Source organism: Devosia limi DSM 17137 (assembly GCF_900128975.1).
Classification (GTDB): Bacteria; Pseudomonadota; Alphaproteobacteria; order Rhizobiales; family Devosiaceae; genus Devosia; species Devosia limi.
Genome location: NZ_FQVC01000007.1, coordinates 193,959 through 217,876, shown reverse-complemented (window position 1 = coordinate 217,876; position 23,918 = coordinate 193,959). Strand labels below are relative to the sequence as shown.

General features: G+C 63.5%; 23 protein-coding genes. 10 read left to right on the top strand and 13 right to left on the bottom strand.

Going from position 1 to position 23,918, the window contains the following annotated elements; translation table 11 throughout:
• Positions 1–27 precede the first annotated feature (27 nt).
• The 3 genes from def (at position 28) to truA (ending at position 2,310) form a co-directional block, all read left to right on the top strand.
• A complete protein-coding gene (def, locus tag BUA69_RS12925) occupies positions 28–543 on the top strand; it encodes a peptide deformylase (RefSeq protein WP_046136848.1) in 516 nt (171 codons plus the stop codon).
• Positions 544–649: 106 nt separating this feature from the next.
• On the top strand, positions 650–1,570 hold the full coding sequence (gene fmt / locus BUA69_RS12920; protein ID WP_046136908.1) for a methionyl-tRNA formyltransferase: 921 nt from the start codon (positions 650–652) through the stop codon (positions 1,568–1,570).
• 2 nt (positions 1,571–1,572) lie between these two features.
• Complete coding sequence (gene truA, locus BUA69_RS12915; protein WP_046136849.1) at positions 1,573–2,310, top strand: tRNA pseudouridine(38-40) synthase TruA; 738 nt, start codon at positions 1,573–1,575, stop codon at positions 2,308–2,310.
• A 5-nt stretch (positions 2,311–2,315) separates the two neighbouring features.
• On the opposite strand, the gene BUA69_RS12910 is transcribed toward truA, so the two are convergent.
• From BUA69_RS12910 to dapD, 5 genes are all read right to left on the bottom strand, one after another.
• Positions 2,316–2,885, bottom strand: a complete 570-nt coding sequence (locus BUA69_RS12910; RefSeq protein ID WP_046136850.1) for a hypothetical protein — start codon at positions 2,883–2,885, stop codon at positions 2,316–2,318.
• 16 nt (positions 2,886–2,901) lie between these two features.
• Positions 2,902–3,444, bottom strand: a complete 543-nt coding sequence (locus tag BUA69_RS12905; RefSeq protein WP_046136851.1) for a hypothetical protein — start codon at positions 3,442–3,444, stop codon at positions 2,902–2,904.
• Positions 3,441–4,607 carry a succinyl-diaminopimelate desuccinylase gene (gene dapE / locus BUA69_RS12900; protein WP_046136852.1) on the bottom strand — a complete coding sequence of 389 codons (1,167 nt, stop codon included), beginning with the start codon at positions 4,605–4,607 and terminating at the stop codon, positions 3,441–3,443. Before dapE ends, BUA69_RS12905 begins: the two co-directional genes overlap by 4 nt.
• 25 nt (positions 4,608–4,632) lie before the next feature.
• A complete protein-coding gene (locus BUA69_RS12895) occupies positions 4,633–5,193 on the bottom strand; it encodes a DUF805 domain-containing protein (protein ID WP_046136853.1) in 561 nt (186 codons plus the stop codon).
• 82 nt (positions 5,194–5,275) lie between these two features.
• Positions 5,276–6,118 carry a 2,3,4,5-tetrahydropyridine-2,6-dicarboxylate N-succinyltransferase gene (gene dapD / locus BUA69_RS12890; RefSeq protein WP_046136909.1) on the bottom strand — a complete coding sequence of 281 codons (843 nt, stop codon included), beginning with the start codon at positions 6,116–6,118 and terminating at the stop codon, positions 5,276–5,278.
• Between the two features lie 167 nt (positions 6,119–6,285).
• On the opposite strand from dapD, the gene BUA69_RS12885 reads away from it, so the two are divergent.
• Positions 6,286–7,140, top strand: coding sequence for an LOG family protein (locus tag BUA69_RS12885; RefSeq protein WP_046136854.1), 855 nt, complete (start codon positions 6,286–6,288; stop codon positions 7,138–7,140).
• A 168-nt stretch (positions 7,141–7,308) separates the two neighbouring features.
• Here the strand turns inward: BUA69_RS12885 and BUA69_RS12880 are convergent, their stop codons facing one another.
• The 5 genes from BUA69_RS12880 to BUA69_RS12860 all read right to left on the bottom strand — a co-directional run bounded on the left by BUA69_RS12880 (position 7,309) and on the right by BUA69_RS12860 (position 12,987).
• A complete protein-coding gene (locus tag BUA69_RS12880) occupies positions 7,309–8,583 on the bottom strand; it encodes an L-fuconate dehydratase (RefSeq protein WP_046136855.1) in 1,275 nt (424 codons plus the stop codon).
• A 67-nt stretch (positions 8,584–8,650) separates the two neighbouring features.
• Complete coding sequence (locus BUA69_RS12875; RefSeq protein WP_046136856.1) at positions 8,651–9,592, bottom strand: ABC transporter substrate-binding protein; 942 nt, start codon at positions 9,590–9,592, stop codon at positions 8,651–8,653.
• Between the two features lie 96 nt (positions 9,593–9,688).
• Positions 9,689–10,693 (bottom strand): ABC transporter permease, encoded by a 1,005-nt coding sequence (locus BUA69_RS12870; RefSeq protein ID WP_046136857.1) that lies wholly within the window; start codon positions 10,691–10,693, stop codon positions 9,689–9,691.
• Entirely contained in the window at positions 10,693–12,225 is a 1,533-nt protein-coding gene (locus BUA69_RS12865; RefSeq protein WP_046136858.1) for a sugar ABC transporter ATP-binding protein, read from the bottom strand. Before BUA69_RS12865 ends, BUA69_RS12870 begins: the two co-directional genes overlap by 1 nt.
• A 12-nt stretch (positions 12,226–12,237) precedes the next feature.
• Complete coding sequence (locus tag BUA69_RS12860; RefSeq protein ID WP_046136859.1) at positions 12,238–12,987, bottom strand: SDR family oxidoreductase; 750 nt, start codon at positions 12,985–12,987, stop codon at positions 12,238–12,240.
• Positions 12,988–13,102: 115 nt separating this feature from the next.
• Here BUA69_RS12860 and BUA69_RS12855 point away from each other — a divergent pair, with 115 nt between their 5' ends.
• The 3 genes from BUA69_RS12855 (at position 13,103) to BUA69_RS12845 (ending at position 15,674) form a co-directional block, all read left to right on the top strand.
• The gene (locus BUA69_RS12855; RefSeq protein ID WP_046136860.1) at positions 13,103–13,906 is read left to right on the top strand and encodes an IclR family transcriptional regulator; all 804 of its coding nucleotides are present in this window, start codon (positions 13,103–13,105) and stop codon (positions 13,904–13,906) included.
• A 7-nt stretch (positions 13,907–13,913) separates the two neighbouring features.
• Positions 13,914–14,735 (top strand): amidohydrolase family protein, encoded by an 822-nt coding sequence (locus tag BUA69_RS12850; protein ID WP_046136861.1) that lies wholly within the window; start codon positions 13,914–13,916, stop codon positions 14,733–14,735.
• A 111-nt stretch (positions 14,736–14,846) separates the two neighbouring features.
• Entirely contained in the window at positions 14,847–15,674 is an 828-nt protein-coding gene (locus tag BUA69_RS12845; RefSeq protein ID WP_046136862.1) for a sugar phosphate isomerase/epimerase family protein, read from the top strand.
• 19 nt (positions 15,675–15,693) lie between these two features.
• Here the strand turns inward: BUA69_RS12845 and BUA69_RS12840 are convergent, their stop codons facing one another.
• On the bottom strand, positions 15,694–17,073 hold the full coding sequence (locus BUA69_RS12840; RefSeq protein WP_046136863.1) for an FAD-containing oxidoreductase: 1,380 nt from the start codon (positions 17,071–17,073) through the stop codon (positions 15,694–15,696).
• 73 nt (positions 17,074–17,146) lie between these two features.
• Complete coding sequence (locus BUA69_RS12835) at positions 17,147–18,388, bottom strand: aminopeptidase (RefSeq protein ID WP_046136864.1); 1,242 nt, start codon at positions 18,386–18,388, stop codon at positions 17,147–17,149.
• Positions 18,389–19,204: 816 nt separating this feature from the next.
• On the opposite strand from BUA69_RS12835, the gene BUA69_RS12830 reads away from it, so the two are divergent.
• From BUA69_RS12830 to BUA69_RS12820, 3 genes are all read left to right on the top strand, one after another.
• Positions 19,205–21,013 carry an ABC transporter ATP-binding protein gene (locus BUA69_RS12830; RefSeq protein WP_046136865.1) on the top strand — a complete coding sequence of 603 codons (1,809 nt, stop codon included), beginning with the start codon at positions 19,205–19,207 and terminating at the stop codon, positions 21,011–21,013.
• 289 nt (positions 21,014–21,302) lie between these two features.
• Positions 21,303–22,223 (top strand): VOC family protein, encoded by a 921-nt coding sequence (locus BUA69_RS12825; protein ID WP_046136866.1) that lies wholly within the window; start codon positions 21,303–21,305, stop codon positions 22,221–22,223.
• Positions 22,224–22,265: 42 nt separating this feature from the next.
• Positions 22,266–22,808, top strand: a complete 543-nt coding sequence (locus BUA69_RS12820; protein WP_046136867.1) for a DUF924 family protein — start codon at positions 22,266–22,268, stop codon at positions 22,806–22,808.
• Positions 22,809–22,872: 64 nt separating this feature from the next.
• Here BUA69_RS12820 and BUA69_RS12815 read toward each other — a convergent pair whose 3' ends face one another.
• Positions 22,873–23,784: a sugar kinase gene (locus BUA69_RS12815; RefSeq protein ID WP_046136868.1), complete on the bottom strand. Its 912-nt coding sequence runs from the start codon at positions 23,782–23,784 to the stop codon at positions 22,873–22,875.
• Positions 23,785–23,918: the final 134 nt, after the last annotated feature.

Sequence of the window (23,918 nt, the reverse complement as noted above, 5' to 3'; positions counted from 1 at the left end):
AAACATCCCCTTTGGACGCAATTTGTCATGGCCATCCGCCCAATTCTCGTCATTCCCGATGCTCGCCTGCGTGCCGTTGCCGACCCGATCGACAGCGTCGACGAGGATATCAAGACCCTTGCCAAGGACATGCTGGAGACCATGTATGACGCGCCCGGCATTGGCCTGGCCGCGCCCCAGATCGGCGTGATGAAGCGTATCGTCGTCATGGATCTGGCGCCAGAAGGCGAGCCGGCCGCGCCGCTGGTGCTGATCAACCCGGAAATCCTCAAGGTCTCCGAGGAAACCGCGGTCACCGAGGAAGGCTGCCTGTCGATTCCCGAGCTCTATTACGACGTCGAGCGCCCGGCCGAAGTGACGGTTCGCTATACCGATCTCGATGGCAACATTGTCGAGCTGGAAGCCAAGGAGCGCCTGGCGGTCTGCGTGCAGCACGAACTCGATCACCTCGATGGCGTGCTCTATATCGATTACCTCAGCCGCCTGAAGCGCGACCGGGTGATCAAGAAGTTCGACAAGGCCGCCAAGCGCGCCGCGGGCTGATTGCCTGCACTGACCGCGACACTGCAATCACCGGGCTTGTCCCGGTGAACCATTTTTGGACACGCGCCTGCCATCCTGGGCCCGAACCATCGCTGAGGAATTTTCCATGCGCGTCGTCTTCATGGGTACGCCCGATTTTTCCGTCCCGACCCTGACCGAGATCGTCTCTTCCGGCCACGAAGTCGTTGCCGTCTATACCCGCGCGCCAAAACCGGCTGGACGTGGCCAGGCCGAGCGCAAGTCGCCGGTGCATGAGGCGGCGGAGGGTTTCGGTATTCCGGTGTTCACGCCGCGCTCGCTCAAGGGCGCTGACGAGCAGGGCGTCTTCGCGCTGCATGATGCCGATGTCGGCATTGTCGTCGCCTATGGCCTGCTGCTGCCCAAGCCGATCCTTGATGCACCGCGGCTGGGGTGTCTGAACCTTCATGGCTCGCTCCTGCCGCGCTGGCGGGGCGCCGCGCCGATCCAGCGCGCCATCATGGCCGGCGATGCCCAGACTGGCGTCATGGTGATGCAGATGGATGAGGGGCTCGATACCGGTCCCGTCGCCGTCGGCGAAGTCATTGCCATCACCCCGGACATGACCGCGGGCGAATTGCACGACACCATGATGCGCACCGGTGCCGACCTGATGGGGCGGGCGCTGGCCGCGCTCGAACGCGGCAGCCTCGATTTCAAGCCGCAGCCTGAAGAGGGCGCGGTTTATGCCAGGAAGATCGAAAAGGCCGAGGCCCGCATCGATTGGAACCGGCCCGCCGCTGACGTGCACAATCACATTCGCGGCCTCTCGCCCTTCCCGGGCGCCTGGTTTGAAATCGAACTGGCCGGCAAGCCGGTCCGCATCAAGGTGCTGCGCTCGACGCTTGCCGAGGGCAGTGCCGCCCCCGGCACCATCCTGCCCAATCTGACCATCGCCTGCGCCGATGGCGCGGTGCGGCTGGTGCAGGTGCAGCGCGAAGGCAAGTCGGCCATGGACGCGGCGACGTTCCTCCGTGGGGCCGGTGACCTGCCGACGACTGCGCTCTAGCAATGCCGCGCTACAAGCTCACCATCGAATATGACGGAACCCCCTTCAACGGCTGGCAGCGCCAGCCGGATCGCCCCTCCGTTCAGGCGGCGGTCGAAGCGGCAATCCTGGGCTTTTCCGGCGAGACGGTGACTATCCAGGCGGCCGGGCGCACCGATAGCGGTGTGCATGCGCTGGGGCAGGTCGTGCATTTCGATCTGTCCAAGGCATGGGACCCGTTCCGCATCCGCGAGGCGATGAACTATCACCTGCGGCCCAATCCGGTGGCGGTGGTGGAAGCCGAGGCGGTGCCCGATACCTTCGAGGCGCGGTTCTCGGCCCTGGCGCGGCATTACGAATACCGCATCCTCAATCGCCGCGCCCCGGCGGTGATCGAGCGCAACCATGTCTGGCACCTGCCGATGGAGCTGGACGCCGATGCCATGCATGCGGCGGCGCAATTGATCCTGGGCACCCACGACTTCACCACGTTCCGCGCGGCCGAGTGCCAGGCCAAGTCGCCGGTCAAGACGCTGGATCGTTTCGCCGTCAGCCGCCAGCTCGATCACATCATCGTCACGGCGAGCGCTCGCAGCTTCCTGCACCATCAGGTGCGCGGCATGGTGGGATCACTCAAGATGGTGGGTGAGGGCAAGTGGCGACCAGCCCAGTTCCGCGCCGCGCTCGATGCTGCCGATCGCAGCCGGTGTGGCGCGTTGGCGCCGCCCGATGGGCTCTATCTGGTCAGGGCGGATTACTGACCGGGTCAGGCCGGCAGTGGCGAACCGGCGACGATGATCATGCTGAGAATGAGCAAGCCAATCAGCACCGCCGCAATCTGTGCCACGCACAGGGTGGCAATCTGCATCGGTGTCAGCGTCACGATCAGCCGGCCGATATTGACGAAGATCACCAACATGCTGACCAGGATGGCCACTAGCAGCAACACGCCCAGTCCGCCCAGCAGGGGCGCAATGAACAGGGCGATCGCGGTCAGCAGGGTGACCCAATTGCTGGCGACAAGATAGGGAATGAAACCATCAAGCCGGCTGATCTGGCGCAGTACCAGATAGGCGACTAGCGCCTGGATGGCGAAGGCGCCGATATTGCCGAGTACGACCTGGGTGGCGGTGCCCGGCGATTGCGCAAAGCCCAGCAACATCGGTCCATAGGCGGCTATGACAATTCCGGCGATAACCGCGATGAAGCTACTCACCAGCCCGCGCTGGCTGAAGTCGAAATAGCTGGCAGCCTGCCTGTTGCCGGTTAGCAGGGCCCAGCAGCCGCGGGCGGCGCTCGTCATCTCGTCGACAAAGGTTGCGGTCTTTTGGGCCAAGGGTGAGTCTCAACGATCAGATAGGGGAACCGGCGGGTGTGGCCAGCATGTAGAGCGTCATGGGCAAGCCGACAAGCAGTGCAACGGTTAAAACCGCAAATGCCACCGAAACGCCGATCGGCCAGCTGCCCGCCACGCGGCCCAGGCGATAGAACAGATAACCCACGGCGAGCAGTGCCAGCGTGATCATCTCGATGCCAATACTGGCCAGGATTGTGCCGGCGATCAGGTAGAAGACCAGGGCATAAATGCCGGGCACCAGCATTTCCAGTACCGGTCGATCCAGCTGCAGGATGAAGCGGGCCAGATAGACCGCGATCAGCAGTGCCGAGATCGCCAATCCCTGCACCAGAAGATTGACCGCCACCCCGATGCCACTCGGCATGCCACTGCCCAGCGAGCCATAGCCGATGGCGATGAAGGCAAAGAAGAAGTAGATCGCCAGTGCGGTGGCGAGGCCTGCACCGGACAGGCTGAACTGCTCGCGCCAGCCGCCCTGGTTGCGCACGATTTCAACCCAGCCGCGCGCGGCATTGCGGATCGCCAGCCAGAGCTTCATGACGGCGTCTCCCCAAAAAACCTGTTCATGAACTCGGTATAGATCGCGGTCAGCCCGGTCACGTCGCTGATCAGCACATGCTCGTCTGCCTTGTGCATCGAGGGCCCGACCAGCCCGCATTCGACCACCGGGCCGTATTGGGCGATGAAGCGCGCGTCCGACGTGCCGCCGCCGGTGGAAAGGCCCGGGCGCTGTCCGGTCACCGCCGCAATGGCGTCGCCCAGGATATCGACATCGGCGCTGACCGGCGACAGGAACGAGCGCGACGGCATGCCGGCCACGTCGAACCGCACCTTGATCGCCCCGGCGTCGACGCTCGCAATGCGCTCTCGCACCCAGTCGGCGAGAGTCTCGGGGGTCCAATTGTCATTGTAACGGATGTTGAACTTGATGGCGCCCTTGGCCGGGATCACATTGCCCGTGGGATTGCCGACATCGATCGAGGTGACCTCCAGATTGCTGGCCGGGAAATGCGCGGTGCCGCCATCGATGCGTTCGCTGCTCAGCGCGGTGACGATGGCCGCCAGCACCGGGAGCGGGTTGCTGGCCTTGTCGGGATAGGCGACATGGCCCTGCACGCCTTCGACAGTGACCAGCCCGCTCAGCGAGCCGCGCCGGCCGATCTTGATGCTGTCGCCCAGCGTAGCGGCCGAGCTGGGTTCGCCGACAATGGCGAAGTCGAAGCCGTGGCCCTGCGCCTCGGCCCATTCCATCAGCTTGGCGGTGCCGTTGATGCCGTCGGCTTCCTCGTCATTGGTGATGGCGAGCATGATGGTGCCGGCTTGCGCCGGGATCGCTGCAGTGGCGGCGACAAAGGCGGCGACGCCGCTCTTCATGTCGGCCGCGCCGCGCCCGTAGAGTTTGCCATCGGCCTCGCGTGGGGTGAATGGATCGGCAGTCCAATCGGCCAGGTCGCCCGGCGGCACCACATCGGTATGGCCGCCAAACAGCAGGCGGCGCCCACCGGTGCCACGGATGGCAAAGAGATTGTCGACTGGGTAGGAGCCGTCACCCTCAAAGCGCAGGCGCGTCACGGTAAAGCCTAGGCCAACAAGGGCATCATCGAGCAGATCGAGGACGCCGGCCGTTTCCGGCGTCACCGATGGCCGCGCGATCAGGGCCTTGAGCAGCTGGACGGGATCGATGCCGATTGCGGAAGTCACTGATAGTCCCGTCCTGTGCTTGACGTCAGATAGTCGCCGCAGCCCCGTCAAGGGGATCTGCGCCATATGAGTTGGAGCCGGCAGTTCCCCGCAGGAAACCACAGACGACGAGCAGGTAAAGCCCGAAAATGCCGAGGGCGCCAAGGGCCAGCGACAGCGGTGCCGAGGGCATAGGCATCATAATGCCGCCGCCGAAATCCACCATCGACATACCAAGCCCCAGCGCCTGCACGATCAGTAGCAGCGCAGCCACCGCCATATAGATGGCGACGTCGCGGCCGCTATTGTTGCGGTCGTGCCGACGTTTCACCATCAGGTTATAGGCAGGATAGGCCAAGATGGCGAAATTGATCAGGCTTCCCCAGGCCCCGGCGCGCATGGCGGCGGCACTCGCCTCGGCCACGGCGGCCATATCGGCATTGCTGGGATCGAAGGCCGGCAGGCCCATGTTGAGCCCCAACCCGAAAACCCCCAGAATGATGCTGATGATCAGGCTGAGAACGATCAGTCCCAGCACGCCCAGCCACCAGGTCTTGCGCGCGATGCGCCCGTCCGAATGGGTATAAAGCGATACGATTGCGTCCATCTGGTCCCTCTTGCGTGTCGAGCATGGCTCCGCTGGTTCCCTCTCCAGCGAAGCCAAGACTAGGTGAATCGCGCCCGGACGCCTAGTCGCGCAGCAAGTCGTTGATGCCGGTCTTGGAACGGGTCTGCGCATCGACGGTCTTGACGATGACGGCGCAATAGAGCGATGGGCCGGGCGTGCCATCGGGCAGCGGCTTGCCGGGCAGATTGCCCGAGACCACAACCGAATAGGGCGGCACCTTGCCGATATGGATTTCGCCGGTAGCGCGGTCGATGATCTTGGTCGATGCGCCGATGAAGACGCCCATCGAGATCACTGCGCCTTCGCCGACGATCACGCCTTCGACGACTTCGGAGCGCGCGCCGATGAAGCAATTGTCTTCGATGATCACCGGGCCGGCCTGCAGCGGCTCCAGCACGCCGCCAATGCCGACGCCGCCCGAAATGTGGACGTTCTTGCCGATCTGGGCGCAGGAGCCGACGGTGACCCAGGTGTCCACCATGGTGCCTTCATCGACATAGGCGCCCAGATTGACAAAGCTCGGCATCAGGATGACGCCCTTGCCGATATGGGCCGAGCGGCGCACCACGGCGCCTGGAACGGCGCGGAAACCGGCGTCGCGGAAATTGCTTTCCTCCCAGCCTTCGAACTTGGTCGGCACCTTGTCCCAATAGGACGAGCCGCCCGGCGCACCGGGGATCATGGTGTTATCGTTGAGCCGGAAGCTGAGCAGCACGGCCTTCTTGAGCCACTGATTGACCTGCCAGGTGCCGTCGATCTTTTCGGCAACGCGAGCCTTACCGCTATCGAGCAGCGCCAGCGCGTCGTTCACCGCCTCGCGCACCGCGCCTTTGGTGCCGAAATTGATCTCGGCGCGCGCCTCGAAGGCATCATTGATGGTCTGGGCGAGATCGGCATGCGACATGGTGTGGTCCTTGGCAGAGCGGCGTTCGGCCCGGACCATAGCGGCACGCGGATTGCTGTCAATCGTGGCGCGCTGTCGCAAAGGTGATGCTTTGTCGCTTTACCCCGGCCCCATTGATCCTTAACCCGGCTCTGGCACCATTGTGACGCCTATGAAGGAGAGCCGGAATGGCCAAACGCCGCCACACCCCCCTGCGCACCTCGGTCGAGGATTTGGTCGCCGCCAAGCGCGCGCCGCAGACGCCGCAGACGCAATCGAGCGCGTTCCGCCTGGCCTTCTCCGACGAAGATTTCATGACCTCGGAAGATACCCGCGGCATCCGCTTCCAGCTGGAATATCTCAAGACCGAGTTCCGCCTGCGCGAAGCCGGGATCTATTCGACCGTGGTGCTGTTTGGCGGGGCGCGCATTCCCGAGCCGGGCAAGCCGGCCTGGGCCGCCAAGAACGAAACCCAGAAGCGTAATCTCGAGGCGGCGTCGCGCTATTACGAGGAGGCCCGCCGCTTTGCGCAACTGGCGTCGTTGACCGCACGCTCGCTGGATTTCAAGGAATATGTGGTGGTCACCGGCGGTGGCCCCGGCGTGATGGAGGCCGGCAATCGCGGCGCCGCCGATATGGGGGCGCCCTCGATCGGGCTCAACGTCGTGCTGCCGCACGAGCAGGCGCCCAACCTCTATGTAACGCCCGAACTGAGCTTCAACTTCCACTATTTCGCCACCCGCAAGATCCACTTCCTGCTGCGGGCCAAGGCCGTGGCGGTGTTCCCCGGCGGCTTCGGCACCATGGACGAATTTTTCGAAACCCTGACCTTGATCCAGACCGGGCGCATGGAAAAAGTCCCGGTGCTGCTGTTCGGCGCCGAATTCTGGGGCAAGGTGATCAACCTCGAGGCGCTGGCGGAGGCCGGCACCATCGCGCCGACCGATCCGGACCTGTTCCATGTCGTTGATGACGCCGAAGCGGGCTGGGACGTGGTGCGGAAGTTTTATGATTTGCCGAAGGTGCGTGAGACCGAGGGGTAGTCGGGCAGGCGAATGCCCTACTCACCGGGCTGCCCACGGGCTTGACCCGTGGGCCAGTCTCAATCTGGTAGGAGCGGCGAGTGGTCCTCGGGTCAAGCCCGAGGACAGCCCGGTGGAAGGGAACAGAGCGGTGGAGGGTATGGCCAAGCCTTCCCCCCTCGGGTCAAACTATCCCTTGAACACATGCGCCGCGATCGACTCCGGCTTCATCTGGATCGAGAACCCTGGTTTGGTCGGGGGCATGTAGGCGGCGTTCTCGATAATGCAGGGGTCGATGAAGTGCTCGTGCAAGTGGTCGACATATTCGATCACTCGGCCGTCCTTGGTGCCCGAGACGACGAGATAATCGATCATCGACAGGTGCTGCACATATTCGCAGAGGCCGACGCCTCCGGCATGTGGCCAGACGGGCAGACCGAACTTGGCCGCCATCAGCAGCACTGACAGCACTTCATTGAGCCCGCCAATGCGGCAGGCATCGATCTGCACGATGTCGATGGCGCCGTCCTTGATGAACTGCTTGAACAGGATACGGTTCTGGCACATTTCGCCGGTCGCCACCTTGACCGGCGCGATGGCCTGCCGGATGGCGCGGTGGCCCGACACGTCGTCGGGGCTGGTCGGCTCCTCGATGAAATAGGGATTGAAGCGCTTGAGCTGGTTGACCCAGTCAATGGCCTGATCGACTTCCCAGACCTGGTTGGCGTCGATCATCAGATAGCGGTCGGGCCCCATGATCGCCCGCACGATTTCCAGCCGGCGGACGTCGTCTGCGAGATCGCGGCCGACCTTCATCTTGATGTGCTGGAAGCCCTCGGCCACCGCTTCGGTGGCAAGCCGCGTCAGCTTCTCGTTGGAATAGCCCAGCCAGCCTGCCGAGGTGGTGTAGCACTGGTAGCCCTCGGCCTTGAGCGTGGCGATGCGCTCGGCCTTGCCGGCTTCGGCTTTCCTGAAGATTGCCAGCGCCTCTTCGGGGGTGATCGCGTCGGTGAGGTAGCGGAAGTCCACAATCGAGACGAGCTGCTCGGGCGTCATGTCGGCAACCAGCTGCCAGACCGGCTTGCCGGCCTGTTTGGCCAGCAGGTCCCAGACCGCATTGACGACGGCACCGGTTGCCAGATGCATGGCGCCCTTGTCGGGGCCGATCCAGCGCAGCTGGCTGTCGCCGGTGACATGGCGCCAGAAGCGGCCGGGATTTTCGGCAATCCAGGCGAGGTCGAGACCGATAATGCGGCTCTGCAGGGCATTGATCGCGGCGCAGACCACTTCATTGCCGCGGCCAATGGTGAAGGTCAGGCCATGGCCTTCCAGATCGCCATCGGTGCCCAACACGACATAGGCGGCGGAATAATCCGGATCGGGGTTCATCGCATCCGAACCATCGAGCGAGGCCGAGGTGGGGAAGCGCAGGTCGAACACGCGCAGATCGGTAACCGTGGTCATTATCAACCGCCAGAGAGTTGGAATGGCGTGCCGGGGCCGGACAAATGTCCGCCCCCGGCACCGGGGCTTACTGGTAGAGCACGGCCGCGATTTCGGGATCGGCCATGTTGGACTTGTCGTAGAAGTAGAAGCCGGTATCGATCACGGGTGGCAGAGCCTCGCCCTTGAGCGCCTTGACGGCGGCAGCGACGGTTTCGTAGCCGATGCCGACCGGGTTCTGAGTGATGGCGCCAGCCATGACGCCGTCGGTGATGGCCTTGATCTGGGCGGCGCCAGAGTCAAAGCCGATGATCACGACCTTGCTGCCGAGCTCGGTCGCGCCATTGGCGACGCCGATAGCCGAGCCTTCATTGGCGCCAAAGATGCCCTTGAGGTCCGGATTGGCCAGGAGGATCGACTTGGTGATCTCGGTCGACTGCAGCTGATCGCCGCCGCCATACTGCACCGAGACGACTTCGATGTTGGGATAGGCTTCCTTGATGCGGTTGACGAAGCCATCAACGCGGTCGATGCCGGTGCGGCTGGTCTGGTCATGGGCGACGACGGCAACCTTGCCTTCTCCGCCGATCAGTTCGGCCATCTTGTCGGCAGCCAGAGCTGCGGCAGCCACGTTGTCGGTGGTGGCGGTGGTCAGCGGGATATCGCTGTCGACGCCGGAGTCGAAGGCGACGACCGGGATGCCAGCGGCCTTGGCCTGTTCCAGCAGCGGGGTCGCGGCCTGGCTGTCGAGAGCGGCAAAGCCGATGGCACTGGGCTTGCGGGCCAGGGCGGCGGCCAGCATGTCGATCTGACGGTCGACCTGGGCTTCGGTATCGGGACCTTCAAACGTCACGCTGACGTCGAGCTCGGCAGCAGCCTTGTCCGCACCGGCTTTCACGGCCTGCCAGAACTGGTGCTGGAACCCCTTGGAGATCAGGGCGATATCATATTGCTGCGCAAAGGATGGGGCGCTGGCGGCGAGAAGGGCGAAGGCGCTGATGGCGCCGATCAGGGTGCGTCTGTTGAACATGGTTCCTCCCGGAGGGTTAAGTCGTTTCTTGTCGTCGAGGCCTTGGGGCCTTCTTCCTATTGGCATCGCCACGGGGCGGCGCGGGTGAGCCGGTGCCTAAAGATTGCGGCGCCGCAGAATATCGGCGTAGACGGCCAGGATGATGATGCAGCCGGTCACGACCGTCTGCCATTCCTGAGCCACCGAAAGGATGCGCAGGCCATTGGCCAGCACGGAAATGATAAGGGCGCCGATCAGCGTGCCGAGCACGGTGCCGCGGCCGCCGCTGAGCGAGGTGCCGCCGATAACGACGGCGGCGATGGCGTCGAGCTCATAGCCCTGGCCGAGGGCGGGCTGGGCCGAATTGAGGCGCGAGGCGATGAGCAGGCCGGCGACGCCGCAGACCGAACCGGCCAGCGCGTAGACCGCGATCTTCCAGCGATCGACATTGACCCCCGAGAGCCGCACGGCCTCTTCGTTGGAGCCAAGGGCAAAGGTGTAGCGGCCCAGCGCGGTCTTGCCGAGAATGAAGCTGATGACGGCAGCGACGAGGAACAGGATCAGCACGCCATTGGGGACAGGCAGCGCCGGGATGATCGAGCCGATCAGCGAGCCCTGGGCGATCTGGGTGAAGCCGGGCGTGTCGTTGAAATAGATCGGGCGTGTGCCTGAGATCACCAGCGACAGACCCTTGAGGATCAGCATCATGCCGAGCGTGGCGATGAAGGGCGGCACCTTGAGCTTGGCAATGATGGTGCCCGAAACCAGCCCGGCAGCGGTGCCGGCCAGGATTGCGCCGAGCACACCCAGCGGCAGCGGCAGCCCGAGGAAGGTCAGGATGACGCCGGCAATGACAGCGCAGAAGGTCATCAGCGTGCCGACCGACAGATCGATGCCGCCGGTAATGATTACCAGTGTCGCGGCAATGGCGAGCACGCCATTGACCGAGGTCGCCTGCAGGATAGCCAGCACGTTCTGGGTCTGCATGAAATTGGGCGAGGCCAGGCTGAATACCACCAGAAGGGCAATGAGGCCCGAAAAGGCCAGCAGCTTGTGAAAGGCGCCGGAGGTGCGGATGCCGGCGATCAGGCCGGGCTTGGTCTCGGTGCTGATACTGTCCATTATGCCGTCTTCCGGTTGGGTTCAGTTTCGGCCACAGCGCTTGGGCGCATGGTGGCCAGCCGCATGATGTCTTCCTGCGATGCGCCGCCGGGCAGAAAGCCGGTCAGCCGCCCCTCGCACATCACCGCAATGCGGTGGCTGAGGCGCAGGATCTCGGGCAGTTCCGAGGAAATGACGATGATGGCGCGTCCCTGGGCGGCCAGGGCATTGAGCAGCTTGTAGATTTCCGACTTGGCGCCGACATCGATGCCACGCGTCGGCTCGTCAAAGATCAGCACTTCGCAGTCGCGCAGCAGCCATTTGGCGATGACCACTTTCTGCTGGTTGCCACCCGAAAGCAGGCGCGCCTCCTGGCTGTCCGAGGGGGTCTTGATCGCCAGCTGCCTGATATAGCCCTGCGCCGTGTCGCGCATCGCGCTTTCGCGCAACACGCCAGCCGGACCGGTAAAACGCGACAGGCTGGCCAGCGCGATATTGTTGCGCACATCAAGCCCGGTCGCGAGACCGAAATGTTTGCGGTCTTCCGAGAGGTAACCTATGCCAGCGCGCACCGCATCCTGCGGCGCCGAAATTCGCACCTGCTCGCCATTGACGAAGACTTCGCCGGCCTCGATCGGATCGGCGCCGAAAATCGCCCGCGCCACCTCGGTGCGGCCGGCGCCCATCAGGCCGGCAAGTCCGAGGATTTCGCCCTTGCGGACGCTGAAGCTGACATCGCGGATTTCCCGGCCGCGCCTGAGCCCGCGCACATCCAGCGCAACCGGGGCGGCGGAGACATCGGGGAAGGCGGGGGTCTCATTGCTGAGCGTGCGGCCCACCATCATCGAGATGATGGTCTCGATCGGGGTGGTGGCGGCGGGCACCGTGCCGACATATTCGCCGTCGCGCATCACCGTCACCCGGTCGGCAATCCGTTTCAGCTCGTCCATCTTGTGTGAGATATAGACAATGCCAACGCCTTCGGCCTTGAGCCGGCCGATGATGGCGAACAGCTCGTTGATCTCGGCATCGTTGAGCGCTGCCGTGGGCTCATCCATGATCAGCACGCGCGACTTGTAGGACAGTGCCTTGGCGATCTCGACCATTTGCTGGCGCGCAATGGTCAGCCCGCCGACCTGCACGCGCGGATCGAGCTTGAGGTTCATCGAGGCAAAGATCGTCGCGGCCTGCGCATTGAGGGCTGCCTCGTCGAGCAGCAGCCCGCCCATGCGGCGCGGCTCGCGGCCGATAAAGATGTTCTGCGCCGCCGTCAGGTCGCGCATCAGCGCCAGTTCCTGATGGATGATGCCAATGCCCATGTCCTGGGCCTGGCGCGGGCTGGCGATGTCGACAGCCTGCCCATCGAGCAGGATCGATCCGGCATCGCGCTGGTAGACGCCGGACAGGATTTTCATCAGCGTCGACTTGCCGGCCCCGTTTTCGCCCATCAGGGCGTGAACTTCGCCGGCCAGCAGTTCGAACTTTGCCTTGTTGAGCGCCCTGACCCCTGGAAACGATTTGTCGATATCGACCATTTCAACAAGGGCGCTCATGGGCGGTGTCCTCTAGATCGTGACGCCGCCATCCACGAGGATGGCTTGGCCAGAAACAAAGCGGGACTCGTCAGACAGCAGGAACAGCACCATCGGCGCGATATCATCGACGGTGGCGAGGCGCCCCATCGGCTGGCGGGCGATGAAGTCTTTTTCCGCCTGCATCGGATCGGGTGAACCGGCAATGCGGGCGCGCAGCGATGGGGTGTCGACGGTGCCGGGGCACAGCGCATTGCAGCGCAGGCCCCGCTCGACATAGTCGGCGGCCATCGCCTTGGTGAAGCCGATCACGGCAGCCTTGGTCGTGCCGTAGAGCAGGCGATTGCGGAAGCCCTTCACCGAGGAAGCCATCGAGGCCATGTTGACGACGGAGGCAGCGCCATTGGTCTTGGCCTGTGCCAGCAGGCCCGGCAGCAAGGCCTGGGTGACATGGTACATGCTGCGCACATTGAGATCGAAGCTGAAATCCCAGTCGGCGTCGGTGGTGTTTTCGATGGTGCCGTTGTGCACGAACCCGGCGCAGTTGAAGATACCGTCAAAAGCCTGCTGGCTGGCCGCGAACGCCTTGATTGCATCGGCATTCATCACGTCGAGCAGCACGGTTTCGATATTGGCATGTTCGGCGGCGAGGGTCTTGAGACCCTCCGCATTGATATCGGTGGCAACGACATGCGCGCCTTCGGCGGCGCAGGCCAAGACGCTCGCCCGGCCGATGCCCTGGGCCGCAGCCGAAATGAAAATACGCTTGCCGTTCAGTCGCATGCCGAAAATGTCCTCCCTTGGCGTCACTGCATTGCGCCATATACAAACAATCTATTCACAAATGAACTATCGAGGCAATTGAATTCGTGTAGACTTGCGGGCAGGGAGTGAGGCGATGACCAAAACCAATGAGCTGCACGGCCCGGACGAGGCCAAGGAAGACCGCTACCGCGCCCCGGCGCTGGACAAGGGTCTCGATATTCTGGAGCTGCTGGCCGAGACCGACGGAGGCCTCAGCCAGGCCGAAATCGCCAAGGCTCTCGATCGCTCACCCAACGAAATCTACCGCATGCTCGACCGGCTGGTGCGGCGTGACTATGTCCGCCGCACGCTGGAGGATCGCTACGAGATCACCCTCAAGATGTTCGAGCTTGCCCATGCCCGGCCGCCGATGCGGCGCCTGGTGAGCCTGGCCACGCCGGTGCTGCGCAGTTTTGCGCTCAAGGCCCAGCAGGCCTGCCATCTGGTGATCCAGGACCGCAATATCCTTGTGGTCATTGCCCAGGTCGACGGGCCCGGCTACTGGAACGTCTCGATCCGCATTGGCAGCCGTATCGGCCTGCTCAATACCGGCTCCGGCCATGTCTTTCTGGCCTTCGCGACCCCTGAAGAGCGCGTGTTGATGCTCGAAGAACAGGACATGGGCAGCCCCGAAACGATGCCGAAGGGCCTGGAGGCGCGCCTGACGCTAGTGCGCGAACAGGGATTTGAAGACCTTCCCAGCGCCCAGGTGTCGGGCGTCACCAACCTGACCGTGCCGATCTTCGGGCCGTTGGGCTCGGTGCTGGCGGTGCTGACCTGCCCCTATACCCAGCGGCTCGACAAGGTTGATGCTCCCGACAAGGCGCAGTCGCTGAAGCTTCTGCTGGCGGCCGGCCGCGAAATCTCGCAACGTACGGGCGAACACACGGCGGAGTAGGATAAGCATGCGCATCCTCGATACCCATTTGCACCTGGTCTACCCCGAGCGCTTCTCCTACCCCTGGCTCTCGGGTGCGCCCGCGCTCAACAAGCGCTGGTCGGTCGAGGATTATTTCGCCGAGGCCGTGGGCCTGGGCATCGCGTCGGCGCTGCACATGGAAGTCGATGTTGCACAAGCCGATATGCTCGGCGAAACCGAATATGTGCTGGGCCTGCCGCGCATCATCGGCGCCATTGCCGGGTGTCGACCCGAACACATGAATTTCGTCGACCAGATCGAGCGGCTTTCCGAACATCCTCACGTCAAGGGCGTTCGGCGTATCCTGCATGAAGTGCCTGATGATCTCAGCCAGTCGGATCTGTTTGTCGAAAACATCCGCCATCTGCCCGACTACAATCTGAGCTTTGATCTCTGCCTGCGCGCCGATCAATTACCCATCGGCATGATGCTGGTGCAGCGCGCGCCCGATGTCGAATTCATCCTCGATCATTGCGGCGTACCCGATGTGGCGGGCAAGGGGCTCGATCCCTGGCGCGCCCATATCACCGAATTTGCCCGCTTGCCCAATGTGATCGCCAAGATTTCCGGGGTCATGGCCTATGCCGGGCCCAACTGGACCGTCGATGACCTGCGCCCCTTTGTCGAGCATGTCATCGAGAGCTTCGGCTGGGACCGTGTGGTCTGGGGGTCCGATCATCCCGTGGTCACCCGCACCGGCTCGCTGACCCGCTGGGTCGAGGCGACCCACCAGATCATTGCCGGTGCCAGCGACAGCGAAAAAGCCAAGCTGCTGCATGCCAATGCCGAGCGCGTCTACCGCGTCTGAGCGTCGCATCAGGGGAACGGGCGTGTCTGGCAGCCGTTCTGCAACAGGCGCCTTGAACCCGGCGCCGCGAAGGGGCAGTCTCGCCCTTGAACACCAGCTTGGGATGATTGCATGGCCTCCGAAGATCGTATCGCCGTATCCACCTGGTCGCTGCACCGGCACCTGGGCACCACCTATCCGCATGATCTCGACACGCTGGCAGTCGGCCCGGTCGAGGAAACCTATGGCGAAGGCACCGAGTCGCTGCTCGACATTCCCTCGGCAATCGCCAATCGCGGCATCAAGCGGCTCGAAATCGTCTCCTTCCATATTCCCAGCCGCGATCCGATCTATCTCGGCGAATTGCGCGATGCGCTCGATATCGTCGATGTCGAACTGCAGACCCTGCTGATCGATGCCGGCGACATCAGCAATCCGCTGACCAGCAAGCGCGACACGGCCTGGATCGCCAGCTGGATCGAAACCGCCAATATCCTGGGCGCCAAGCACGCTCGCGTTATCGCCGGCAAGCAGAAGCCGACCCGCGATGCGCTGGACCTGTCGGTCAAGGCGCTGACCAGCCTCGCCGATGGCAATGCGGGTTCATCCACTCGCCTGATGGTCGAGAACTGGTTCGATCTGCTGGCCGAGCCCGCCCATGTGCATTTCCTGCTCGACAAGCTCGATGGCCGCGTCGGGCTCAATGGCGATTTCGGCAATTGGGGCGGCCCGACCAAATATGCCGACCTGCAGTCGATCTTCGGCCGCGCCGAACTGTGCCATGCCAAGGCCAATTTCATCGATGGCGATCTCGATGAGGCCGATTACGGCAATTGCATCGCCGCCGCCGAAACGGCTGGCTACAAGGGGCCCTACACGCTGATCTTCGACAGCGAAATCCCCAATGAATGGGCCGGCATTGCCGCCGAACGCGATTTCGTGCTGACCCGGCTCGACTGATCGGGCGCCGGCGCGGCCGTCAGTCCAGCGGCTTCAGATCCGCCAGCAATGTCGGCAGCAATTCGGTGACGGTGGGGTGGATATGCATGGTCTGCTGCATTGAGGTATAGGGCAGATCGCCCGCCATCAATTGCAGCAGCGATTGCACCACCTCATCGCCGCCAATGCCCAGAATGGCAGCGCCGAGAATGCGCTTGCTGCTGGCGTCGACCAGCACCTTCATCAGCCCCTGGGTTTCGCCCCGCTCCTTGGCGCGGCTGACCCGGGTCATCGGCATCGTCCCCATCAGCACTGGCCGGCCATAGTCGCGGGCCTGCGCCTCGGTGATGCCGATACGTCCCAGCGGGGGATCGATGAACAGGCCATAGACCGGCACGCGCCCGGCAATCGAACGCTTGCCCTTGTCGAGCAGGTTGTCGGCGACGATTTCGAATTCATTATAGGACGTGTGGGTGAAAGCGCCCCGTCCATTGATATCGCCCATGGCCCAGATACCGGAAACCGCGGTGCGCAAGTGGTCGTCCACCGGGATATAGCCGCGCTTGTCGAGTTTGAGCCCGGCCGCTGCCAAATCGAGGTCCCCGCTATTGGGCGTTCGCCCCAGCGCGATCAGCAGATGCGAGCCTTCGATCGAGGACCGCCGTCCGCCGCTTTCCAGCGACAGCAGAATGCCGTTCCCCGCTGGCGCCACGGCTTCGATATTGGTGTTGAACAGGAACGAGACCCCATCGGCCTCCAGGATCTGGCGGATCGAAGTTGAAATGTCTTCGTCTTCGCGCGATGCCGGGCGGGCGCCGCGTTCGATCACCGTGACCTTGGCGCCGAAGCGCGCGTATATCTGCGCGAATTCCAGACCGATATAGCTCGCCCCCGCGATCACCAGATGCGCCGGCAGCACGTCCAGGTCCATGATCGTGGTATTGGTGAGATAGGGGACGCGCGCCAGTCCCGGCCAGTCGGGCACGCTGGCGCGGGCACCGGTATTGATGAAGATTTTCGGCGCTGTCAGCACCCGCCCATCGACGCAAACTTCCGTGGGCGAGACGAACGACCCCGAGCCCCTGATCACTTCCAGCGTCTTGAACCCGCCCAGCCAATCGGTCAGGCTCTTGACCGAGGCGCCGACCACCTTGTCCTTGCGGGCCTTGACCGCGAGCATGTCGACGGTGACGGGCCCCGCGATCGCCACGCCGAAGTCCGCGGCATGGCGGGCTGCCCAGGCGGCGCGGGCACTTGCGACCAGGGTCTTGGTGGGGGTGCAGCCATCATTGACGCAGGTGCCACCCAGATGCTCGCGCTCGATCAGCGCGGTTTTCCAGTTCGCCTCGGCAAGCCTGGCGGCGAGAAACGGGCCGGACTGACCGGCTCCGATGATGATCGCGTCGAACGTTTCGCTCAAGGCTACCCCCCGTTTCGCGGCGGCGAGAATGCGATGCCTCGCACCCTGGGGTGCGAGGCATCTGCTTGGTCGTTTACGCCCACTCGCCCTTGCGCATCACTGGCTCGGTCGTCCCATCGGCATGCACGCCATCGATGTCGATCTTGTCCGAGCCGATCATCCAGTCGATGTGGATATTGGAGCTATTGCCGCCCTGGGCGTTGATCTGTTCCTGGGTCAGGTCCTTGCCGCCCTCGAAGCAATCCGAATAGCACTGGCCCTGCGCGATATGGCAGGAGGCATTTTCGTCATAAAGCGTGTTGAAGAACAGGATACCCGAGGCCGAAATCGGCGAAGAATGCGGGACCAGCGCCACTTCACCCAGCCGGCGCGCGCCTTCATCGGTGTCGAGCACCTTGTTGAAAATGTCCTGACCCTTGGCGGCCTTGAGTTCGACCAGCCTGCCACCCTCAAAGCGTGCCTGCATCTCCTCGATCAGCGACCCGTTATGGCTGAGCGGCTTGGTGGCGGCCACATAGCCATCGACGCGCAACCGGTGCGGCGTGGTGAACACTTCTTCGGTGGGGATATTGGGATTGCAGGTAATGCCATTCTTGGCTTCCGAGGCGCCGCCCTTCCAGCGGTGACCATCGGCCAGCCCGACCGTCAGGTCCGTGCCGGGGCCAGTATATTTGAGCGCGGCAAAACGCTTGCCGTTCAGCCAGGTCCAGCGCTGCTTCAGGTTGGCATTGTGCTCGGCCCAGGCGGCGATCGGATCGTCGCGGTCAACGCGCGATGCCTTGAAGATCGCATCGGCAAGCTTGCCGACCGCAACTTCTTCGCTGTCATTGGGGAATACCAGCTTGGCCCAGGCGGCGCTCGGATAGGACACGATGTTCCAGTTGATATCGAAGCCGGTGATCAGCTGCAGGGCAGGCTTATAGGCCGCCGAATTGGCGCGGTTGGCGCGCGATACCTTGTCGGGGTCCTGGCCTGCCAGCATCATCGGATTGTCGCCGGCAATGGCGAGGCGTGCGGTATTGGCTTTGAATGCATCGGCCATGCCCTGGTAGAGCCAGCCAGCGGCTTTGTCGAAGCTGGCATCCCGGGCGTGCCGGTAGCGCGCCAGGGTGGCTTCCTCATCCGAATAGAGCGTGGTCACCAGACCCGCACCGGCCTTGTAGGCATGCTCGGTAATGCGGCGCACCAGCGGTGCCGCTGTCATCGGCGCCGTCATCAGCAGGTCCTGACCCTCAGCCAGCTGCAGGCCGACCTTGATGGCCACTTCGGCCAGCTTGTCGAGCTTCACCGGGTCGATGGGATTGGTATTGGTCATGAAATACAGTCCAAAGCAGTTGAATTGGCTCGAACCCTAACCGCTCGTTTCGCGCCCTGCCAGCCCCAAGCGCAAAGCTGTTGATGCAGGTCAAAGCATCGACCGCTTCTGGCGTGCAGATGTGGGTTCGCAAGCAACAATGGAGCGTCCAATGCACGTCGATGTCACCCTGATTTCTCTTGCCAGCATCGCCATGTTCGGCATTTTCCTGGCGGCCCTGGCCTATGGCCAGCTGGCAACCCGCAATATCGACAAGCAGAAATAGTTGCCGACGATGCCGGCGGGACTGGCTGCCGTCGCTCAAATCGATGGGATCGCTTGGTAGCGGTCCCTCTACTTCTCCACCGCCGAAGTAATCCAAGGAGTCATTCCCGCCTGCGCGGGAATGACTCCGTGTGTTCTGACGAAGCTGGAATGCGGGATTGGCGATGAGACCGGCGGTGGTCGCCCCAATGCTCGCTACCGCCTACCCGCTCCCCAACCACCCCCCCGCCTGTTGCCGGTTTGCATCATCGGGTGACGCGCTCGCGTGCGCCCTGTTGGCAAATCCGAACGCCTTCGCTACAAATCGTCTACCGCATCGGATCGAACGAGGGAGGCGGCATATGGCAGTATCAGTCATCGTCTACCCCATGGGCAGTTTTCGACCTTAGGTCACGCCCATCCGCGGCCCGCCGTTTTTAGGCCCGCCGCCCGCGGTCTACCCATCACAGCCCACCCGATCTGACAGGGTCATTATCGTCCCTGCACCGGCTGTGCCTTTCATCTCTGCCTTTTGAAGGGCCGGTTCGCGGATAACGCGGCCGGGTCACCATAATGAGTCGCAAGAAACTCGATTTTCGCGCCGATGCCTTCCGCAAGGTTCTCGGCTTCACCTTTGCCTATTGGCGCCAGCAGCCTTTGCGGTCGGTGCTGATTGCCGTGCTGGTGCTGGCCGCCACTCTGGCCGAGGCATTGAGCCCGATTTTCGCCGGCCGGCTGGTCGATGCTGTCGCCTCAGGCAGCGGGCAGGATGCCGGCTTCTGGACGGCGGCGCTGGTCGCGTTCTGGACCATGGCGGGGCTCTATCTTGCGTCGGTCGTGCTGCGCCAGCTGGTGTTCTTCAACCTGATCACCTTTACCCTGACGATGATGAACGGCGTCATCGCCAGTGCCTTCCATCGTGTCCAGCGCTTCTCGACCGATTGGCACGCCAACAGCTTTGCCGGCTCGACCGTGCGCAAGATCACCCGCGGCAATGGCGCGCTCGATCTGCTCAACGATACGCTGCTGGTGGCGCTGCTGCCCTCGCTGGTCATGCTGGTGGGCGCCACGGTGATCCTGGGCGCCTATTGGCCGGTCATGGGCCTCGTTGTCGGTCTCGGCTCGCTGATCTATGTCTCGATCACCGTGTGGGTCTCGATGGGCTTTGTCGCGCCCGCCGGTGCCCTGGCCAACACCTGGGACACCAGGATGGGCGGCGCTTTGGCCGATGCGGTCAGCTGCAATTCGGTGGTCAAGGCCTTCGGCGCCGAAACCCGCGAAGAAAAGCTTCTGGGCGGTGTCGTCGGCAAATGGCGCAAGCGCACCAAGCGCGTCTGGCAGCGCGGCACGCTCAATGGCGGCCTGCAGGGCCTGATGATGGCCATCATGCAGACGGCCATTCTGGGGACGGCTCTATTGCTCTGGCAGCAGGGCGTGGCAACACCGGGTGACATCACCTTCGTGCTCACCATGTTCTTCGTCCTGCAGGGTCACCTGCGCGACGTCGGCCAGCACATTCGCAACCTGCAGCGCTCGGTCAATGACATGGAAGAGCTGGTATCCCTGTTCGACCAGCCGCTGGGCATCGACGACAAGCCGGGCGCCGTGCCGATCGAGATCGGTAAGGGTGCCATCGCCTTCGAAAACGTGACGTTCCAGTACGGTTCGCACGTCACCCCGCTCTATCGCGATTTCTCGGTGCGCATTGCGCCGGGCGAACGGGTCGGGCTGGTGGGGCATTCGGGCTCGGGCAAGACGACCTTCGTCAAGCTCATCCAGCGGCTCTATGACGTCAATGCCGGAGCGATCCTGGTCGACGGGCAGACCATAGCCGATGTTCAGCAGTCCTCGCTGCGCCAGCAGATCGCCATCGTGCAGCAGGAGCCGATCCTGTTCCATCGCACCCTGGCCGAGAATATCGCCTATGCCCGTCCTGGCGCCTCGCGCGCCGAGATCGAACTGGCGGCCAAGCAGGCCAGCGCCCACGGCTTCATCATGAACCTGCCCAAGGGCTACGAGACCATGGTGGGCGAACGCGGTGTCAAGCTGTCGGGTGGCGAGCGCCAGCGTGTCGCCATTGCCCGGGCCTTCCTGGCCGATGCACGGGTGCTGATCCTGGACGAGGCCACCTCGAGCCTGGACAGCGAAAGCGAAGTGCTGATCCAGGAGGCGATGGAGCGCCTGATGGTGGGCCGGACCACGCTGGTCATCGCCCACCGCCTGTCGACCGTGCGCGCCCTCGATCGCCTGCTGGTGTTCGACAAGGGCGAGATCGTCGAGGAGGGCAGCCACGAGACGCTGATCACGCTCAAGGGCGGTATTTATCGCCGGCTGTTCGAGCGCCAGGCGCTGGAACTGACCAAGGGCCTCAAGATCGCCTGATCGACAAGCGCCGGGGAGCGATCCCCGGCGTAATGCCATTTACTGGCGACCGCCAATATCGTCGAGATTGACCCGCCCAAACGCCTGGAGATCGGGTCGACTTCGCGGCGTTGGCCGTGCGGCGCAGCACGCGCCATGACCGGTTCCAGCCGGGCAGGGCGGGCATTGCCGTCACTTTGACGAACAATGCCTTCGTCTGGGTGGCAATGGCCCCGGAGCGTGTGCCCGATTATATCAGGGGTCAATTCAGTGCGCGGCCCACATGCCGCAAGGCACATAGGAGCCCGCCATGATTGACGCCCGCGTCCAGACCGATGTCCGGTCCGTCCCCGTCCTGCCGCTGAGTACCGTGCTCGGTCCGGTCCATCTCGCCGTCACCGAAAGGGAGCGCGCCCTCGCCATCTGGCGCGATGTCGTCGGCCTCCAGGTGATTGCCGAAACCGACAACATCTTGACGCTGGGCGCTGGCGGTAAGCCGCTGATCGTGCTGGAAACCGGCGCCACCCGCCCGTCCGAGCCGCGCACTATCGGCCTCTATCATGTCGCTATCCACGTGCCCAAGCGCGCTGACCTGGCGCAGCTGGCCGTTCGTGCCCTGCAGCGCAATGTGCGCATCGCTCCCACCGACCATCTGGTCTCCGAGGCGATCTATCTGTGGGACCTCGACGGCAATGGCATCGAAATCACCTTCGAGACGCCCTGGCGCGGCACGCTGGGTGATCCCGAGCTCGGCCATTATGCCGTGACCACGGAAGGCAAGCCGCATTCGGGCCGTGATCCCATCGATCTCGATGGTCTGTTGGCCGAACTGGGCTCGCAGCCGGTGCTGGAAGCCGACATGCCCGAAGGCACGCGCATCGGTCACGTCCATGTGCATGTCAACGATCTGCACCAGGCGATGGATTTCTATCGCGACGTCATCGGCTTTGCCGGTTTCCTGCTGATCACCTCGTTCGGCATGGGTGATGTCGGGCTTGATTACATGCCCCACACCATCGCCTTCAACATCTGGTCGGGCCCCAATGCTGCCCTGCCACCGGCTGGTGCGGCGGGGCTGCTCTGGTTCACCATCGTGCTGCCCGATACGGGAACTCTGGACGGCGTTCGCGCCCGCCTCGATAGCGCCAAGGCGCCGATCATCCCCGTTGAGGACGGCATCGAAACCCAGGACCCGTTCGGCAACCGCATCAAGCTCGTGGTCAAGGCGTAGCGAACATGGTTAGGTCTCCCTCGCATACGTGAGGGAGGCATCATGCGCAGCGCCGAAGACGTCATCGACTTCTGGTTTGTCGAGTATGGCAGGGACGACTGGTTCGGCGGCAAGGCCGAGTTCGACGCAGTGCTGGCGTCACGATTTGCTGAAACCCATGCCCATGTCGCGCTCGGAGAAGCCTGGCAATGGCGGCAGACGCCCGAGGGGCGTCTCGCCGAGATCATCGTGCTCGACCAGTTTTCCCGGCAATTGCACCGCGGCTCGCCCAAGGCCTTCGCCCAGGACACTATGGCGGTGGTGCTGGCTCAGGAGGCCATCTCCGCCGGCGCCGACATGGCGGTCGATCCATCCCGGCGGATGTTCTTCTATATGCCGTTCATGCATTCGGAGTCGCTGGTGATCCAGCAGGAGGGCGTAACGCTGTTCACGCCGCTGGGCCCGGAAATGCTCGATTTCATGACCAAGCATCGCGATACCGTCGCCCGTTTCGGCCGCTTTCCGTTCCGCAACAAGGTATTGGGGCGCCAGAGCACGCCCGAGGAACTTGCCTATATGACGGAGCAGGGCGATCGGGTGTTCTAGGGCTTTGTCCGGACGCCCACCCGGGCTCATGACCCGGTTGAGAAGGGGACCGCCCAGCGTGCCCCTACCGCAACAGCGTCGGATCGACCAGCGCGCCCTTCTGCCCGATGACAATGCCCGCCACCCGGTGCGCTGCCTCTGCGGCCTCGGCCAGTGATTTGCCTGCCAATCGGGCGCTGAGATAAGCCCCGTTGAAACTGTCGCCCGCGCCAGTCGCATCGACCACCACGGCCCCCGGCTTCGGCCCGACCTTGACCCGTTCGCTGGCGGTGGCGATCAGCGCCGGATCGGCACCATCCTTGACCACCACTTCCTCTACCCCAAGTTCGAGATAGCGTTCGGCCGTGTTCTCGACACTGTTGTCGCCAAAGATCGGGGCTTCGTCCGAATGCGTCGGCAGCACGATATCGCAGAGGCTCGCCGCCGCCGTCAGCATCGAGCCCATCACCCGCGCATTGGTCCACAGCGCCGGGCGCACATTGGGATCGAACGCCACCTTGGCGCCGGCATCGCGCGCCTTGACGATGGCGCCGAGCAGGCGGCCGCGGGCGCGCGGATGCAGGATGGCCAGGGTGATGCCGGAGAAATACACCATGCTGGCCCCGTCCAGCGCCGCGTTGAGCGCGTCCTTGTCCTCGGCCAGCAGCTTGGCCGCGGAGGTATCGCGCCAATAGGTAAAGTGGCGGTCGCCCTTTTCCTGATGGATCATATAGAGGCCCGGGCGCCGGCCCTTGATGGTGGCGATATGGCTGGTGCCGATATTGTTGGCCTCGAGGAAGTTGCGGATCTCGCCGGAATAACGGTCATCGCCCAGTGCGGTGAAGTAATCCACCGACCAGTCATCGCCGAGCAGGGCCCGCATATACCAGCTGGTGTTGAGCGTATCGCCGGCATAGCCCAGCCGGTATTGGCGATCTTCGCCGCCGCTCATCTCGATCATGCATTCGCCGATGCTTACGAACCGCTTTTGCGTCAAGGCTGCACTTCCTCGTTGGATTCGGTAAGGGTTATGCCGGTAAACACAGCCGCGCCGCAACCTCGGGTTGCGACAAAGTGCTGATCGCCCGCATCTTCCATACAAGATGCGAAGGCATTATGGTGCCGCCACCC